Here is a 15,680-nt window from a genome sequence, read left to right on the forward strand (position 1 = left end):
GCAGGCTGATGACGGCACTCACCACTCCCGCCCTGGTGCGCACAACCTGTCCCTATTGCGGCACGGGATGCGGGGTGTTGGGCGGGCCCTCGCCCGTCACTGCCGGCGATCCCGGCCATCCCGCCAATCATGGGCGGGTCTGCACCAAAGGATCGGCGCTGGGGGAAACGCTCTCGCTGGAGAACCGCCTGCTCCACCCGATGGTGAAGGGCGAGCGCACCGGCTGGGAGACCGCGCTCGATCTGGTGGCGGCGCGCTTTCGCGCGGCGATCGAGACGCATGGGCCGGAATCGGTCGCCTTCTATGCCTCGGGCCAGCTTCTGACCGAGGATTACTACGTCGCCAACAAGCTGATGAAGGGCTTCATCGGCGCGGCCAATATCGACACCAATTCCCGCCTGTGCATGGCGTCGTCCGTTGCCGGCCATGTGCGCGCCTTCGGCGAGGACATCGTTCCCTGCTGCTATGAGGACCTCGACGAGGCCGACCTTGTCATTCTCGTCGGCTCCAATGCCGCCTGGTGCCACCCCATCCTGTTCCGCCGCCTCACCGATGCCCGCGCCCGGCGCGGCACCCGGCTGGTGGCGATCGACCCGCGCCGCAGTGCCACCGCCAGCGACTGCGATCTGTTCCTGCCGATCCATCCGGGAACGGATGTGCTGCTGTTCAATGGCCTGCTGGCCCATCTCGCCCGCATCGGCGCGCTCGATAAGGCCTATCTCGAGCGTTCTACCGCCGGCTTCCCGGCCACGCTTGCCGCGGCACAGCAGGACGCGCCGGATGTCGAGACGGTCGCGCGCGGCTGCGGCCTGGAGGTGGCGCTGGTCGAAGCCTTCTATGCCGCCTTTGCCGCCACGCGCCGCGTCGTCACCGTCTATTCGCAGGGCGTGAACCAGTCCTCGCACGGCACCGACAAAGTCAACGCCATCATCAACTGCCATCTTGCCACGGGACGGATCGGCGCGCCGGGCATGGGCCCGTTCTCCTTCACCGGCCAGCCCAATGCCATGGGCGGGCGCGAAGTAGGCGGCCTCGCCAACCAGCTCGCCGCCCATGCCGGCTTCACGGAGGCGGCCGATCTCGACCGGGTGCGCGATTTCTGGCGGGCGCCGCGTCTCGCCGAGCGGCCGGGGCTGAAGGCCGTGGAGCTTTTCAACGCGTTGGGGGAGGGGCGTATCCGCGCCCTTTGGGTGATGGGCACCAACCCCGCCGCCAGTCTTCCCGATGCAGCCCGCGTGCGGGCGGCGCTGGAGAGCTGCGATTTTCTCGTCGTGTCCGATTGCGTGGCCGGCACCGACACGGCGCGCCATGCCGATGTGCTGCTGCCGGCCGCGGCGTGGGGTGAGAAGGCGGGCACCGTCACCAATTCGGAACGGCGTATCTCCCGCCAACGCGCCTTTATGCCGTTGCCCGGTGAGGCGAGGCCGGACTGGTGGATGCTGACGCAGGTCGCCCGCCGGCTCGGCCATGGCGCGGCCTTCGCCTATGACAGCCCCGCCGACATCTTCCGCGAGCATGCGGCGCTGTCGGGCTTTCGCAATGAGCGACGCCTGTTCGATATTTCCGGCCTCGCCGATCTGTCGGATGCGGACTATGAGGCGCTCGATCCGGTGCAATGGCCGGTGCCGGCCGGACAGCGTGCCGGCACCGCGCGGCTGCTCACGCAGGGGCGTTTCCCGACACCGGACGGGCGGGCGCGCCTCGTCCCCGTGCGGCAGGCCGCTCCCGCCCACGCCCCTTCCACCGCGGCGCCGCTGGTTCTGAACACCGGGCGGCTGCGCGACCAGTGGCACACCATGACGCGCACCGGCGAGGTGCCGCGCCTCATGGCGCAGGCCGCCGAGGCCTTCGTCGCCGTCCATCCCCTCGACGCCGCCGCCGCCGGTCTGCGCGAGGGTGACATCGCCGATATCACCAGCGCCTGGGGCCGGGCGAGGGGGCGTGTGCGGCTCAGCGACGATCTGTCCGCCGGCCAGATCTTCATGCCGATGCACTGGACCGATGAGGCGATGCCGTTCGGCTCCCCTGGTCGGGCGGTCAATCCAGACTGTGATGCTGTTTCCGGTCAGCCGGAACTGAAGCACACGCCTGTCCGCCTCTCTCCCGTTCCGCTGGGCTGGGAGGGGCTGCTGCTCTCCCGCCGCCGGCTGCGCCCCGAGAATATCGACTACTGGGCCCGGACGCCCATCGAGGGTGGGCACGCTTACCGGCTGGCCGGATCAGGAGCGGCCGAAGACGGCATGGAGCGCGCACTCCACCTGCTTGGCGACGATGCGGGACGAGCCGAATTGCGGGATCAGAGGCGCGGCATCTTCCGCTGCGCGATCACGGACGACGCCGGCAGGATGCTCGACTATCTCATGATCGCGGCACCCGGCGCGCTTCCCGATCCAGACTGGCTTTTCACGATGTTTGCGTCGACCGGGCCGCTCGATTCCCAGATGCGCAGAAGCCTGCTGGCCGCGCGTTCCAGCGGTCCCGTGGTCGCGGCAGGAGAGATCGTCTGCTCCTGTTTCGGCATCGGTAGCGAAGCCATCCGTCAGGCGATCTCCGATGGTGCGCGTGACACGGCCGCGCTCGGCGCGGCGCTGAAATGCGGCACCAATTGTGGCTCATGCCTGCCCGAGCTGCGCCGGTTCATTGCGGCTGGCGAGGGCGGTCGGGAAAGGGCGATGCCATGTTTTCTACCGTCCTGACCCTGGTGCTCGTCCTCGCGGTGACGTTCAGCCTGCCGTCCTTCCTTGCGCTGCTCAAGGAAACGCAGGAGACGGTGTACCCCGTTCTGGCCACGGTGGGGACAACGGCGCTGATCGGCTCGCTGCTCCTGCTCGCGGCACGGCTGGGCTGGCCCTCATCCGCCGCCGTGCTGGTCGCCGCGGGCGTCTTTGACAGGTTCGTCTACACGCCGCGCTCCGACTTTTCCCACCAACTCACGACGGTCTCGGCGATTGCTCTCCTGCTGATCGGGATCAGCCTGGGCGACGGGCCTGTCATCCACACCCATTGAGCCGCCCCCATTGAGCCGCCCGTCCGGCATGTGAAGCCGCCGAGAGCGGCATGGGCCGGCCGGCTTGTCGCTCGTGCCGGGCTCCCCGATGATCAGCCCCCGAGTATATTCTCCGGGCGAACCGGACGGGATGACGCCTCATGACACTCGACCAGTTGCGCGTTTTCGCCGTGGTGGCGCAGCATCAGCACATCACCAAAGCCGCGAAGGCGCTGAACATGACGGCGTCGGCGGTCAGCGCGGCCGTCACCACGCTGGAACAGCGTCACGGTGTGAGCCTGTTCGATCGCGTCGGCCGGTCGATCGTGCTCAACCAGACCGGGCGGATCTTTCTGGAGCGCGCCCAAAAGGTGCTGCTCGAAGCCAAGGCGGCGGAAACCGTTCTCGACGATCTCGCCGACCTTGAGCGCGGCGAGTTGTCGATCATGGCGAGCCAGACCATCGGCGCGCATTGGCTGCCGCGCCGGCTCGCCCGCTTCCATGCCCGCTATCCCGGCATTTCGCTCGATATGCGCATGGGCAATACCGAGGCGGCCGCCGACGCGGTCGAAGCCGGGTTGATCGAGATCGGCCTGGTGGAAGGGCGGATTGATCGGCCGGTGCTGTCGTCGCGGGTGGTGGCGGCGGATGAGATGATCATCGTGGTGGCGCCGGACCATCCGCTGGCCGATGGACGCCCGGTGGATCGCGCCGGGCTGGCGGCGCAGTCCTGGGTGCTGCGCGAGGCCGGTTCCGGGACGCGCGGCGCGTTCGAGGCCTTGGCGGAAAGCGAAAATCTTACGATGCCCGCGCTCCATGTCGCCATGGTACTGCCGGGCAATGAGGCGGTGCTCGGCGCGGTCGAGGCGGGGGTCGGCGCGACGCTGACCTCCCGCAGCGCCGCCTCCACCGCGCTTTCCGCCGGGCTGCTGCGCGAGGCGGCCTACCCGCCCGTGCCGCGCCCGTTCTACCTGTTGCGGCACAAGGAACGCTACCGCAGCAAGGCAGCCGCTGCCTTCGAAACGCTGCTGGATGAAGACTGACATCGTTCGATTTTAACGAATGAAATATCAAAAAATGTTCGTTGGAAACGAACAGTCTAATTGCCTATCTACCCTCCAGACGCAGGAGGTGGATCGTGGCACAGTTGATTTCAGTCGCCGACCGGCCGGTCGATGCGGCGTTGCTGGCGAGCCGGGGGCATGTCATCCGCCACTTCACGCCGCAATGGTTCGCCGCGACCATGGGCACCGGCATCCTGTCGGTGGCGCTCGCGCAGTTTCCCGGGCATCCGCTGCTGTTCCAGGCCGGGCAGGCCCTGTGGCTGCTCAACATCGCGCTGTTTGCCGGCTGTGCGCTGCTCTATGGCGCGCGCTGGGTTCTTTATCCCGATGAGGCGGCGCGCATCTTCCAGCATTCGGTGGTCTCGATGTTCTTCGGCTGCGTGCCGATGGGGCTGGCGACGATCATCAACGGCTTCCTGATCTACGGAATCGCGCAGATCGGCGAGATGGCGGTCGCCATCGCCACGCAGCTGTGGTGGATCGACGTGGCGCTGTCGCTCGCCTGCGGTCTGGCCATTCCGTTCATGATGTTCACGCGGCAATCCCATTCCATCGACAGGATGACCGCCGTCTGGCTGCTGCCGATCGTGGCGAGCGAAGTGGCGGCGGTCAGCGGCGGCCTGCTGCTGCCCCATCTCGCCGGGGCCGAGCCGCAGCTTGCCGTCCTGTTCACCAGCCTGCTGCTCTGGGCCTGCTCGGTGCCGCTCGCCATGAGCGTGCTGGTGGTGCTGTTCATGCGCATGGTCCTGCACAAGCTGCCGCCGATCAGCATGGCGTCGTCGAGCTGGCTTGCTCTCGGGCCGATCGGCACCGGCGCGCTCGGCCTGTTCGTGCTCTATCAGAATGCCCCGGCCGTGCTGACGGCCAACGGGCTGGGCGATGTCGCAAGCGCCGTGGCGGGCGCCAGCCTGCTCGGCGGCATCCTGCTGTGGGGCTATGGCGCCTGGTGGCTGGCGATGGCCGTCATGATCACGTTGCGCTATGCGCGGGAGGGCATCCCGTTCAACATTGGCTGGTGGGGCTACACCTTTCCGCTCGGCGTCTATGCCGTCGCCACGCTGCGTCTGGCGCAGATCATCCCGCTCGCCGCCGTGTTCGCTCTCGGGGCCGTCCTTGTCGCCCTGCTGGCCGCCATCTGGGTGTTCGTCGCGGCGCGCACCGTGCGGGGTGTCTGCGACCGCTCGCTTTTCGTCTCCCCCTGCCTCGCCGCCGATTGAGACTGTCGGCATTCCGGCTTGGCCGATCGCCAAAATGCACGGTCCTTCGGGTCGGGCGGGCTATTGGGAACCATGCTCCTGCCCTAGCGTTCTACCTCTCGATCTTTCGAGCCGGCGAGCGGGGAAACAACCGAACATGCAGCAGGGCGCAGAGCAGGGGGGCCGGGCGATCGCGCTGATCGTCATGGGGCCGTCGAGCATCGGCAAGACGACCACGGCGCAGCGTCTGGCCGACGCGCTGGGATGGCCCTTCTCGGAGGGCGACACGTTCCATCCCCCCGCCAATATCGCGAAAATGTCGAAGGGCATTCCGCTCAACGACGATGATCGGGCCCCCTGGCTGGAACTGATCCGCGCCTTCATCGACGACGAGGCCGCCGCCGGTCGCAATGTCATCATCACCTGTTCGGCGCTGAAGCGCCGCTACCGCGACACGCTGCGCGCCGCAAAGGCGGATGTGCGCTTCGTCGAGCTGATCGCCGACCGCGCCGTGGTCGCCGAGCGCATGGCGCGGCGCACCGGCCATTTCATGCCGGCCTCGCTGCTGGATTCGCAATTCGACACGCTCGAAGACCTCGGCGAGGGCGAGCCGGGCATTCAGATCACGGTCGATGTGCCGCCCGACGAGGTGGTCGCGCGGGCCATCAAGGGGCTTGGCCTCGAACAGCGGGCGCGCGAGCGCGAAACGTCGAGGACATGAGCGTGCAGGGTTTCGAACAGACACTGGGCATCGGCCCGCTTCTCGCCATCGTGGTCGGCGCCATCGCGCTGCTGCTGGTCCTCATCATCCAGTTCCGCGTCCACGCCTTCGTCGCCCTCATCCTCGTCAGCCTGCTCACAGCCATCGTCGCCGGCATCCCGCCGCAGGCGCTGCTCACCACCATGACCAGTTCCTTCGGCTCGACACTGGGCGGGGTGGCGCTGCTGGTCGGGCTCGGGGCCATGCTCGGGCGGCTTCTGGAAGTCTCCGGCGGCGCGCAGGTGCTGGCCGACGACCTTGTCGACCGGTTCGGCGAGAAGCGCGCGCCCATGGCTCTGGGCATCGCCTCGCTGATCTTCGGCTTTCCGATCTTCTTCGATGCCGGCCTGGTGGTGATGCTGCCGGTGGTGTTCACCGTTGCGCGCCGGCTCGGCGGCGGTCTGCTGCTCTACGGCATCCCGGTCGCCACCGCCTTCTCGGTGATGCACGTCTTCGTGCCGCCCCATCCCGGCCCGGTCGCGGCCTCGGAACTGCTCGGCGCCGATGTCGGCCTGCTGGTGCTGGTCGGCCTTGCCGTGGCGATCCCGACCTGGGTGGTCGCCGGCTGGCTGTTCGGCCAGTGGATCGGCGCGCGCATCGTGCTGCCGGTGCCGGACATCCTGTCCGGTGGCACGCGCAGCGACGAGCCGCCGGTCAATCCGCCGGGCTCCGGCACGGTGATCGGCCTGCTGCTGCTGCCGCTGGGGCTCATCTTCATCAATACCGGCCTTGATTTCGCCCGTGCGCAGGGCTGGGTAAATGGCGATGCCGGCTGGTTTCAGCTTGCCCGCACCTTTGGCGCGACGCCGGTGGCGCTGCTCATTTCCGTGCTGGTCGCCGCCTATGTGCTGGGTCCCCGGCGCGGGCGCGATGCGGCCACTGTGGAGCGCACGCTGGATTCGGCGCTCGGCCCGGTCTGCTCGATCATCCTTGTCACCGGCGCTGGCGGCATGTTCGGCGGCGTGCTGCGCGCCTCCGGCATTGGCGACGCGCTGGCCGACGGCATGGCCTATATCGGCCTGCCGATTTTCGTGGCCGGCTTCCTCATCGCCACCGCGCTGCGGGTCGCGCAGGGTTCGGCCACGGTCGCGCTCATCACCTCCGCCGGGCTGGTGCAGCCGGCGGTACAGGCGGCCGGCTATCAGGGCGCGGATCTGGCCGCCATCGTGGTGGCGCTGGCCGCCGGCTCGGTCATGCTCTCGCATGTCAATGATTCCGGCTTCTGGCTGGTCGGCCGCTTCTTCAACATGGACATCAAGACCACGTTCAAGACCTGGACCGTCATGCAGACGCTGGTCGGCCTCATGGGTTTCGCCCTCGCCGGGCTGATCTTCTGGCTGTTCTAGAACGTACCCGGTAACAGGTCGCGTGCTGTTGACGTATCCTCCCAAGGTGAGCGGGCATCCGCGATCCCTCTCAATGCCCCAGCGTCGGAGAACGCCATGAAAGCCGCCGCCATCCGCCTTGCCGGTGCCGCCCTGATGAGCCTCGGTCTCGCCGTTGCCGCGCCGTTGGCGGCCGCGGCCAAGCCGGTCGTCGTCGCCTCGAAGATCGACACGGAAGGCGCGGTGCTCGGCAACATCATCGCGCTGATGCTGGAGAATGCCGGCATCGAGGTGAACCGCAGGATCCAGCTCGGCCCGACCAAGATCGTGCGCACCGCGCTGCTGGTCGGCGAGATCGACATCTACCCGGAATATACCGGTAATGCCGGCTTCTTCTTCTCCATGCCCGACGATCCCGCCTGGAAGAACCCGCAGGCCGCCTATGAAAAGGCGAAGGCGCTCGATGCCGCCAACAACCTTGTCTGGCTGACCCCGGCGCCGGCCGACAACACCTGGGGCATCGCCGTGCGGGGCGATGTCGCGCGCCAGCAGAAACTCGCCACGCTGGAGGATTTCGGCCGCTGGGTGCGCGAGGGCGGCAAGGCCAAGCTCGCCGGCTCGGCCGAATTCGTCGAGAGTGCCGCGGCGCTGCCGAGTTTCCAGACCGCTTATGACTTCAAACTCGCCGGCGACCAGCTGCTCGTCCTGTCCGGGGGCGACACCACCGCCACCATAAAGGCGGCGGCGGAGGGCACCTCGGGCGTCAACAGCGCCATGGTGTACGGCACGGACGGCGCCATTGCCGCGCTGGACCTGAAGGTCATGCGCGACACCAAGCAGGTGCAGCCGGTCTATCAGCCCGCGCCGGTGGTGCGGGCCAGCGTGCTCGCCGAGCAGCCGAAGATCGCGGAAATCCTCGCCCCGGCCTTTTCCGGCCTGACGCTGGAGGTGCTTCAGGGCCTCAACGCCAAGGTGCAGCTTGACGGGCAGGATGCGCGGGCGGTCGCGCAGGCTTACCTTCAGGAGGCGAAGCTGCTGAAATAGCGGCGCCCGAGGGATCTGCATGACTCACAGCACGGCGCAGGACGGCAGCCTGGCTCTCCCCCGCGCCCGGCCGGGCGCGCCTGCGCTCGCCGCCGCCTTCATTCTCGCGCTCTGTGCGGTGGCGGGGCTGGCCGGCTTCGTCTCGGTGGCGCCGAACCGTCTGGCCAGCGGCCAACCGCTGCCGCTCTGGGTCGCCAGCGGGCCAGCCGTCACCTTCGCTCTTGTCGCGCTGGCCGGGCTGATCGCCGGGCTGGCGCTCGCCCCGCGCCGGCCCGATCGTCCTCTGCTCGTGGCGCTGGCCTCGGCCATGCTGGTCCTGGGGCTGGTCGCCGCCACCGGCGAGGCGGCCACCCGTCTCGTTGCCGAGGGGGCATCGGGCGGCGGCCGGCTCACACGGGTTTCGCTCGGCCCGGCCTTCTGGATCTGGCTCGTGGTGGCGCTTCTCGTCTTTGCCGACGCCACGGGCCGGATCGCGGCGCTGAAGCTGCGCTTCCTGCTGGTGCTCGGGCTCGCCGCCGGGCTGGGCGGTCTGGCCGCCAGTGGGCGGCTGGCGGACCTGTCGCTCGCGCGTGAGTTCGCAGTGAACCGGGATATCTTCGTCGAGGCGGTGGCGACCCATCTCGGGCTCACCTTTGGCGGGCTGCTGCTGGCGCTGCCCGCCGGCATCGCCATCGGCGCCTATGCGGCGGCGCGGGGCCGGCGGGCCGGGGCGCTGTTCGCCGGGCTGAACCTCATCCAGACCATTCCTTCGATCGCGCTGTTCGCCCTGCTGATCGGTCCGCTGACCGCGCTCACCGCCGCCCTGCCGGCGCTGCGCGCGCTGGGACTGGCCGGCATCGGCGCCTTCCCGGCGCTGATCGCGCTGGCGCTCTACGCCCTGCTGCCGGTCGCCCGCGCCGTGGCGGCGGCGCTCACCGCCGTGCCGCCGGCGACGCTGGAGGCTGGCCGGGCCATGGGCATGACGCGGACCCAGCTCGCGCGCGAGGTCACGCTGCCGCTCGCCCTGCCGATCCTGCTGGAAATGGCGCGCGTCGTCCTCGTGCAGTTGATCGGCCTCACCGTGCTGGCGGCGCTGATCGGGGCGGGCGGGCTCGGCACCTTCATCTTTCGCGGGCTCGGCCAGACGGCGGCCGATCTCGTGCTGCTCGGCGCGCTCGCCACCATCGCGCTGGCGCTCGCCGCCCATCTCGCGCTCGGCCTGCTCATCGGCCTCGCCCGACCGCAGGGGGCGGCATGATCCGGCTCGACCATCTCACCAAACGCTATGGCGCGACCGTCGCGGTCGACGACGTGTCGCTGGATATTCCCGCCGGGGCGATCTGCGCGCTGGTCGGCCCGTCCGGTGCGGGCAAGTCTACCCTCTTGCGCCTGATCAATCGCCTCATCGAACCGGATGGCGGGTGTGTCCAGATTGGCGGCGCGGAAGCGGGCACGCTGCCGGTGGTCGCCCTGCGCCGGCGGATTGGCTATGTGATTCAATCGGTTGGCCTGTTCCCGCACTGGAGCGTCGCCCGCAACATCGCCACCGTGCCGCGCCTGCTGGGGTGGGAGACGGCGCGGATCGAGCGGCGCATCGACCAACTGCTCGACCTCGTCGGCCTCCCCCCCTCCCTCGCAACCCGTTATCCGCACGAGCTTTCTGGCGGTCAGCAGCAGCGCGTCGGGGTCGCCCGCGCGCTCGCCGCCGAGCCGGAACTGCTGCTGATGGACGAACCCTTCGGCGCGGTCGATCCCGTGACCCGCCGGACCCTGCAGGACGCCCTTCTCGAGATCCAGGCGCGTACCGGCACCACTATCATTCTCGTCACCCATGATGTCGACGAGGCGGTTCGCCTCGGCACGGTCATCGCCTTCCTCAGCCATGGCCGGCTGGTGCAGGCGGCATCCCCCGCCGAGATGCTGCGTGCGCCGGCAAGCGCCGAGGTTGCCGCCTTCTTTGGTGGCCCGCGCCTGGGCCTGCGGCTGCTGCAGACGGCGAGCGCCGGCGAACGGGCCGATTTTGCCCGCACCATCGCTGGCGAGCCGGTCGAGGCCGAGGCGATGCTGGACGAGGTGGTCGCCCGCATGGCGGCGGCTGGCGTCACATCGCTGCCGGTGAAGGATGGGCAGGGCCGGCGCGGCGTGATCTCGCTCGACGACGTGGTGGCGCGGTGAGAATGCTGCTCGCCCGCCCGGCCGCCTGGGTTGGCGCGCTGTTCCTCGGGCTCACCTTCGGTATGGACCGTCTGGCCCCGTTGTTCTCATGGCTCTACCCGGACCTCGATCGCCCAGTCTACACCCGCGCGGGCTTCCCCGAGCTCGCCCTGTCCCATGCGCTGCTCGCCGGCTCGGCCAGCCTTGTAGCGACGCTGATCGGCATTGGCGCGGCGGTGCTGGCGACACGGCGTGCCGGGCGGGCCTTCGCGCCCAGCCTTCAGGCGCTCACCTCCATCGCCCAGACCTTCCCGCCCGTCGCGGTGCTGGCGCTCGCCGTTCCGGCCACCGGCTATGGTGCGCTGCCCACCCTCATCGCCCTCATCCTCTACGGGCTGATGCCGGTGACCAGTGCGACGCTGGCGGGGCTCGCCTCGGTGCCGGCGGCGCTGCGCGAGGCGGCGGATGGCAGCGGCTTCTCGCCCGTGGCCCGGCTCTGGCAGGTGGAACTGCCGCTCGCCGCTCCGCTGATCCTTGCCGGGGTGCGCACCTCCACCATCATCGGCATCGGTACCGCCACTATCGGCTCGACGGTCGGCGCGCTCACACTGGGCTCACCGATCATTGACGGCCTGTCCGGCTCCAACCCGGCCTATGTGCTTCAGGGCACGGTGCTGGTGGCGCTGTTCGCCATCTTTGTCGATCTGCTGTTCGGCGAGATCGAGCGCCGCCTGCCGCGGCTGTGATGGCGGCGCGCTCGCCAAGGCCGGCGGCGATCTTTATGGTCGCGCCCCCGACCTGACGATTCCGTGGATTGCATGACCGCCGACAAGACCAGCAAGACCGCCGAGACTGCCGCCATCGCCGCCCGCATCATCCGGCAGATTGCCGGGGAGATCGGCGCGCGGGCCGAGCAGGCCGCCGCCGCCATCGCGCTTCTCGATGAAGGGGCAACCGTGCCTTTCATCGCCCGCTACCGCAAGGAAGTGACCGGCGGGCTCGACGACACGCAATTGCGCCGGCTCGACGAGCGGCTGGTCTATCTGCGCGAGCTGGAAAGCCGCCGCGCCGCCATCGCCGAGTCGATCCGCCAGCAGGACAAGCTCACCGCGGAGCTGGAACAGGCCATTGCCGGCGCCGTCACCAAGGCGGAGCTGGAGGATATCTATCTTCCCTACAAGCCCAAGCGCCGCAACCGCGCCGACATTGCCCGCGAGCGCGGCCTTGGCCCGCTCGCCGACACGATCCTCGCCGACCGCGCGCGCGTGCCGGCTGACCTGGCGGCGGGCTACATTACCGACGAGGTGCCGGATGTGAAGGCGGCGCTGGAAGGCGCGCGCGACATCCTTTCCGAGCAGTTCGCGCAGAATGCCGAACTGCTCGGCCGATTGCGCACCCATCTGCGCGAGAAGGCCAGCCTGCGCGCCCGCGTGGTGGAGGGCAAGCAGGAGGCCGGCGCCAAATTCTCCGACTATTTCGACCATGTGGAGAAATGGGCAGGCGTGCCAAGCCACCGCGCGCTCGCCATGCTGCGCGGGCGCAATGAGGACGTGCTGACCCTCGACATCGAGGTCGACGCTGACGATGCCGCGCCGGTGAAGCCCACGCTGCGCCTCATCGCGCAGGCCTATGGCATTGGCGACCGGCTGCCGGGCGATGTCTGGCTGATGGAGGTCGCCGGCTGGACCTGGCGGGTCAAGCTCTCGCTGCATCTGTCCATCGACCTGATGACCGAGCTGCGCAGCCGCGCCGAGACCGAGGCGATCAACGTCTTCGCCCGCAACCTCAAAGACCTGCTGCTCGCCGCCCCGGCCGGCACGCGCGCCACCATGGGGCTCGATCCCGGCATCCGCACCGGTGTGAAGGTGGCGGTGGTCGACGCCACCGGCAAGCTGCTGGCGACCTCCACCGTCTATCCCTTCCCGCCGAAGAACGATGTGCGCGGCACGCAGGCTGAACTCGCCCGCCTCATCCGCCTGCACAAGGTGGAACTGGTGGCCATCGGCAACGGCACCGGCAGCCGCGAGACGGAGAAGCTGGTCGCGGATATGCTGGGCGACCTGCCTCCGCCCAAGCCAATCAAGGTCGTGGTCTCCGAGGCCGGGGCCTCGGTCTATTCCGCCTCGGAAGCGGCCGCCGCCGAATTTCCCGGCCTCGACGTGTCGCTGCGCGGCGCCGTTTCCATTGCCCGCCGACTCCAGGATCCGCTGGCGGAACTGGTCAAGATCGAGCCGAAATCCATCGGCGTCGGCCAGTACCAGCACGATGTCGACCAGCACCACCTCGCCCGCGCGCTCGACGCGGTGGTGGAGGATGCGGTGAACGCGGTCGGCGTCGATCTCAACACGGCATCAGCCTCGCTGCTGGCCCGTGTCTCCGGCCTTGGCGCCTCGCTGGCCGAGGCGATCGTTGCCTATCGCGATGTCAACGGCCCCTTCGCGAGCCGCAAGCAGCTCCTTGGTGTGGCCCGTCTCGGGCCGCGCACCTTCGAGCAATGCGCCGGCTTCCTGCGCATCCGCGACGGCGCCGAACCGCTCGACGCCTCCGCCGTCCACCCGGAGGCCTATGGCGTCGCCCGCAAGATCGTGAGCGCCTGTGGGCGGGACCTGCGCGTGCTGATGGGCGACAGCGCGGCGCTGAAGGCGGTCGATCCGCGCGCCTTTGTCGATGACCGTTTTGGCCTGCCCACCGTGCGCGACATCATCGCCGAGCTGGAGAAGCCCGGCCGCGACCCCCGCCCGGCCTTCAAGACGGCGACCTTCGCCGATGGCATCGACGACATGAAGGACCTGAAGCCGGGCATGCTGCTGGAGGGCACCGTCACCAATGTCGCGGCCTTCGGCGCCTTCGTCGATATCGGCGTGCATCAGGACGGGCTGGTCCATGTCTCCCAGCTCGCCGACCGCTTCATCAAGGACGCCCATGAGGTGGTGAAGGTCGGCGATGTGGTGAAGGTGCGGGTGCAGGAGGTCGATATCAAGCGCAAGCGCATCAGCCTCTCCATGCGCAAGGATAGTGCGGGTGGCGGGCAGGGCGATCGCACGCCGCGCGATCAGGCTGCGCGCGCCCCGGCGCCCAAGGCGGCGCCGTCCAGATCCGCCCAACCCCAACCGTCACGCGCAGAACCGCAAGGCGCGCTCGGTGCCGCGTTGCTGGACGCGCTGCGGCGCAAATAAGCCCAGCGTCCCGGCAGGTCTAGCGGCCGGGCAGGGCGAAGACGGTCAACTGGCCGCCCAGCGCGGTATAGCTGGAGAGCGCGGCATAGGCGTCCTTGGCGCCGGAACCGGCATTGGGATCGGTGAGGCCGGCGGCAAGGCCGATCCCGGCCCACCCGCCGACGCCGGAGAGCACGGCGACGAATTGTCGGCCGCGATGGCTGTAGGTCATGACATTGCCGACGATGCCGGAGGGCGTCTTGAAGCGGTAGAGTTCCCGCCCGGTCGCGGCGTCGACCGCCTTCAGATAGCCTTCCAGCGTGCCGTAGAACACCACGCCGCCAGCGGTCGCCAACGCGCCGGACCAGACCGAGAACCGCTCCGGCACCGCCCACACCACGCGGCCCTTGAGGTTGTCCCAGGCGATGAAGCGCCCGGTGCGCCCCTCGCTGCCCGGCGCGGGATACATGGTCAGCGTCGCCCCGACATAGGGCTGGCCCGCCGCGTAGTCGACATGGAAGGGCTCGTAATCCATGCAGAGTTGCGTGCCCGGCACATAGAACAGGCCGGTGACCGGCGAATAGGCCGCCGGCTGCTGGTTCTTGGCGCCGATGGCGGCCGGGCAGATGCCGGAATAGGTGACGTCCTCGCCCTCCGCTTCCGTGCCATAGCGCGGGTCGCGGATCGGCCGTCCATAGGTCGGGCTCGCGCGGTCCATGTCGATACCGCGCGCCCAGTTCACGCCGTCCTCGAAGGGCGCGGCAACGAGCAACTCACCCGTGGCGCGGTCGAGCGTGTAGGCAAAGCCGTTGCGGTCGAAATGGGTGAGCAGGGGGCGCATATGGTCGTCCACGGTCTGATCGGTCAGGATCATCTCGTTCACGCCGTCATAGTCCCACTCGTCATGCGGGGTCATCTGGTAGACCCAGCGCGCCATGCCGCTATCCGCGTCGCGGGCGATGATGGCGGATGCCCAGCGGTTGTCGCCGGGCCGCTGGGAGGGGTTCCAGGTGCCGGGATTGGCGGTGCCGTAATAGATCAGGTTCAGCCGGGGATCATAGGCGAACCAGCCCCAGGGCGCGCCGCCGCCCAGCGTCCATTGCTCGCCCTCCCAGCTCTTGAGCGAGGAGTCCGGCCCGACCGGCTTGCCGAGTTCGGTGGTCTTTTCCGGGTCCACCCGCATCTCGGCATCCGGCCCGGTGGAATAGGCCCGCCAGAGCCGCGCGCCGTCCTTCAGCGCATAGGCGGTGATATGGCCGCGCGCGCCGAACTCCGCCCCGGCGATGCCGACGATCAACTTGTCTTTCACCGGCATCACCGTGGAGGTGTTGGATTCGCCGTGCCTGGGGTCGCCATTGGCGACCTTCCAGCGCACTGCCCCGGTCCTGGCGTCGAGCGCGACGACGGTGGTGTCGGCCTGCGCGAGGAACACCAGGCCGTCCGCATAGGCGAGGCCGCGATTGACCAGATCGCAGCACATGATGCCGGCGACGTCGCGCGTCTGCTGCGGCTCGTAGCGCCAGAGGATGCGTCCGTCATTGTCGAGATCGAGCGCGTAGATGATGTTCGGGAAGGGCGTGTGCAGATACATCACGCCATCGACGACCAGCGGGCTGCCCTCATGGCCGCGCAGCACGCCGGTCGAGAAGGTCCACGCGACCTGCAACTGGCCGACATTGCCGGCATTGATCTGGTCGAGCCGGGAGTAGCGCGTATTGGCGTAATCGAGCGTCTGCAACACCTGCACGCCGGGGTCGGCGAGATGGGCGAGCACGTCCTCATTGGCAGAGGCGGCGCTTCCCGTCGCGGCGAGAGCGAGGCTTCCTGCCAGAGCGATGAACCGGCGCCGCCATGTTCCGCACGCACGCATGAGAACTCCTGCCCGATTGCGCCCCGTGAGACGGCGCCCATAGAGCCGTCCTGCTGTCGATAACATGCCCGCCGGGTCTGTCGGCAAGATCACGCTGGGGCAGGGTGCGGCAATGTTGACACCCTTAACATTCAGCGGCACTGATGC

The 15,680-nt window shown here is 69.0% G+C and carries 12 protein-coding genes; 11 read left to right on the forward strand and 1 reads right to left on the reverse strand.

Features of this window, described 5'->3' with window-relative positions:
- Nucleotides 1-8: 8 nt before the first annotated feature.
- The 11 genes from KIP89_RS18165 to KIP89_RS18215 all read left to right on the forward strand — a co-directional run bounded on the left by KIP89_RS18165 (nt 9) and on the right by KIP89_RS18215 (nt 13,684).
- On the forward strand, nt 9-2,696 hold the full coding sequence (locus tag KIP89_RS18165) for a nitrate reductase (protein ID WP_213757009.1): 2,688 nt from the start codon (nt 9-11) through the stop codon (nt 2,694-2,696).
- On the forward strand, nt 2,678-3,007 hold the full coding sequence (locus KIP89_RS18170) for a hypothetical protein (protein WP_213757010.1): 330 nt from the start codon (nt 2,678-2,680) through the stop codon (nt 3,005-3,007). The genes KIP89_RS18165 and KIP89_RS18170 overlap by 19 nt, the downstream gene beginning before the upstream one ends.
- 140 nt (nt 3,008-3,147) lie before the next feature.
- Entirely contained in the window at nt 3,148-4,029 is an 882-nt protein-coding gene (locus KIP89_RS18175) for a LysR family transcriptional regulator (RefSeq protein ID WP_213757011.1), read from the forward strand.
- A 95-nt stretch (nt 4,030-4,124) separates the two neighbouring features.
- A complete protein-coding gene (locus KIP89_RS18180) occupies nt 4,125-5,267 on the forward strand; it encodes a TDT family transporter (protein ID WP_369807197.1) in 1,143 nt (380 codons plus the stop codon).
- Nucleotides 5,268-5,403: 136 nt separating this feature from the next.
- A complete protein-coding gene (locus tag KIP89_RS18185) occupies nt 5,404-5,967 on the forward strand; it encodes a gluconokinase (protein ID WP_250152632.1) in 564 nt (187 codons plus the stop codon).
- 2 nt (nt 5,968-5,969) lie between these two features.
- Complete coding sequence (locus KIP89_RS18190) at nt 5,970-7,352, forward strand: GntP family permease (RefSeq protein WP_213757012.1); 1,383 nt, start codon at nt 5,970-5,972, stop codon at nt 7,350-7,352.
- Between the two features lie 96 nt (nt 7,353-7,448).
- The gene (gene osmF, locus KIP89_RS18195) at nt 7,449-8,375 is read left to right on the forward strand and encodes a glycine betaine ABC transporter substrate-binding protein OsmF (RefSeq protein WP_213757013.1); all 927 of its coding nucleotides are present in this window, start codon (nt 7,449-7,451) and stop codon (nt 8,373-8,375) included.
- A gap of 19 nt (nt 8,376-8,394) precedes the next feature.
- Nucleotides 8,395-9,612 carry an ABC transporter permease subunit gene (locus KIP89_RS18200; protein WP_213757014.1) on the forward strand — a complete coding sequence of 406 codons (1,218 nt, stop codon included), beginning with the start codon at nt 8,395-8,397 and terminating at the stop codon, nt 9,610-9,612.
- Nucleotides 9,609-10,529 (forward strand): ABC transporter ATP-binding protein, encoded by a 921-nt coding sequence (locus KIP89_RS18205; RefSeq protein WP_213757015.1) that lies wholly within the window; start codon nt 9,609-9,611, stop codon nt 10,527-10,529. Before KIP89_RS18200 ends, KIP89_RS18205 begins: the two co-directional genes overlap by 4 nt.
- 2 nt (nt 10,530-10,531) lie before the next feature.
- A complete protein-coding gene (locus KIP89_RS18210) occupies nt 10,532-11,254 on the forward strand; it encodes an ABC transporter permease (RefSeq protein WP_213757016.1) in 723 nt (240 codons plus the stop codon).
- A 72-nt stretch (nt 11,255-11,326) separates the two neighbouring features.
- Entirely contained in the window at nt 11,327-13,684 is a 2,358-nt protein-coding gene (locus KIP89_RS18215; RefSeq protein WP_213757017.1) for a Tex family protein, read from the forward strand.
- A gap of 19 nt (nt 13,685-13,703) precedes the next feature.
- Here the strand turns inward: KIP89_RS18215 and KIP89_RS18220 are convergent, their stop codons facing one another.
- On the reverse strand, nt 13,704-15,533 hold the full coding sequence (locus KIP89_RS18220) for a methanol/ethanol family PQQ-dependent dehydrogenase (RefSeq protein ID WP_213757018.1): 1,830 nt from the start codon (nt 15,531-15,533) through the stop codon (nt 13,704-13,706).
- Between the last annotated feature and the right edge of the window lie 147 nt (nt 15,534-15,680).

The sequence above is a fragment of the Ancylobacter radicis genome (assembly GCF_018449475.1).
Lineage (GTDB): Bacteria > Pseudomonadota > Alphaproteobacteria > Rhizobiales > Xanthobacteraceae > Ancylobacter > Ancylobacter radicis.

What these genes read in the sequence shown, in the direction of transcription:
- KIP89_RS18165 (WP_213757009.1), top strand. Translation starts at nt 9, where the DNA reads ATGACGGCACTCACCACTCCCGCCCTGGTGCGCACAACCTGTCCCTAT.
- KIP89_RS18170 (WP_213757010.1), top strand. Translation starts at nt 2,678, where the DNA reads ATGTTTTCTACCGTCCTGACCCTGGTGCTCGTCCTCGCGGTGACGTTC.
- KIP89_RS18175 (WP_213757011.1), top strand. Translation starts at nt 3,148, where the DNA reads ATGACACTCGACCAGTTGCGCGTTTTCGCCGTGGTGGCGCAGCATCAG.
- KIP89_RS18185 (WP_250152632.1), top strand. Translation starts at nt 5,404, where the DNA reads ATGCAGCAGGGCGCAGAGCAGGGGGGCCGGGCGATCGCGCTGATCGTC.
- osmF (WP_213757013.1), top strand. Translation starts at nt 7,449, where the DNA reads ATGAAAGCCGCCGCCATCCGCCTTGCCGGTGCCGCCCTGATGAGCCTC.
- KIP89_RS18200 (WP_213757014.1), top strand. Translation starts at nt 8,395, where the DNA reads ATGACTCACAGCACGGCGCAGGACGGCAGCCTGGCTCTCCCCCGCGCC.
- KIP89_RS18205 (WP_213757015.1), top strand. Translation starts at nt 9,609, where the DNA reads ATGATCCGGCTCGACCATCTCACCAAACGCTATGGCGCGACCGTCGCG.
- KIP89_RS18210 (WP_213757016.1), top strand. Translation starts at nt 10,532, where the DNA reads ATGCTGCTCGCCCGCCCGGCCGCCTGGGTTGGCGCGCTGTTCCTCGGG.
- KIP89_RS18215 (WP_213757017.1), top strand. Translation starts at nt 11,327, where the DNA reads ATGACCGCCGACAAGACCAGCAAGACCGCCGAGACTGCCGCCATCGCC.
- KIP89_RS18220 (WP_213757018.1), bottom strand. Translation starts at nt 15,533, where the DNA reads ATGCGTGCGTGCGGAACATGGCGGCGCCGGTTCATCGCTCTGGCAGGA.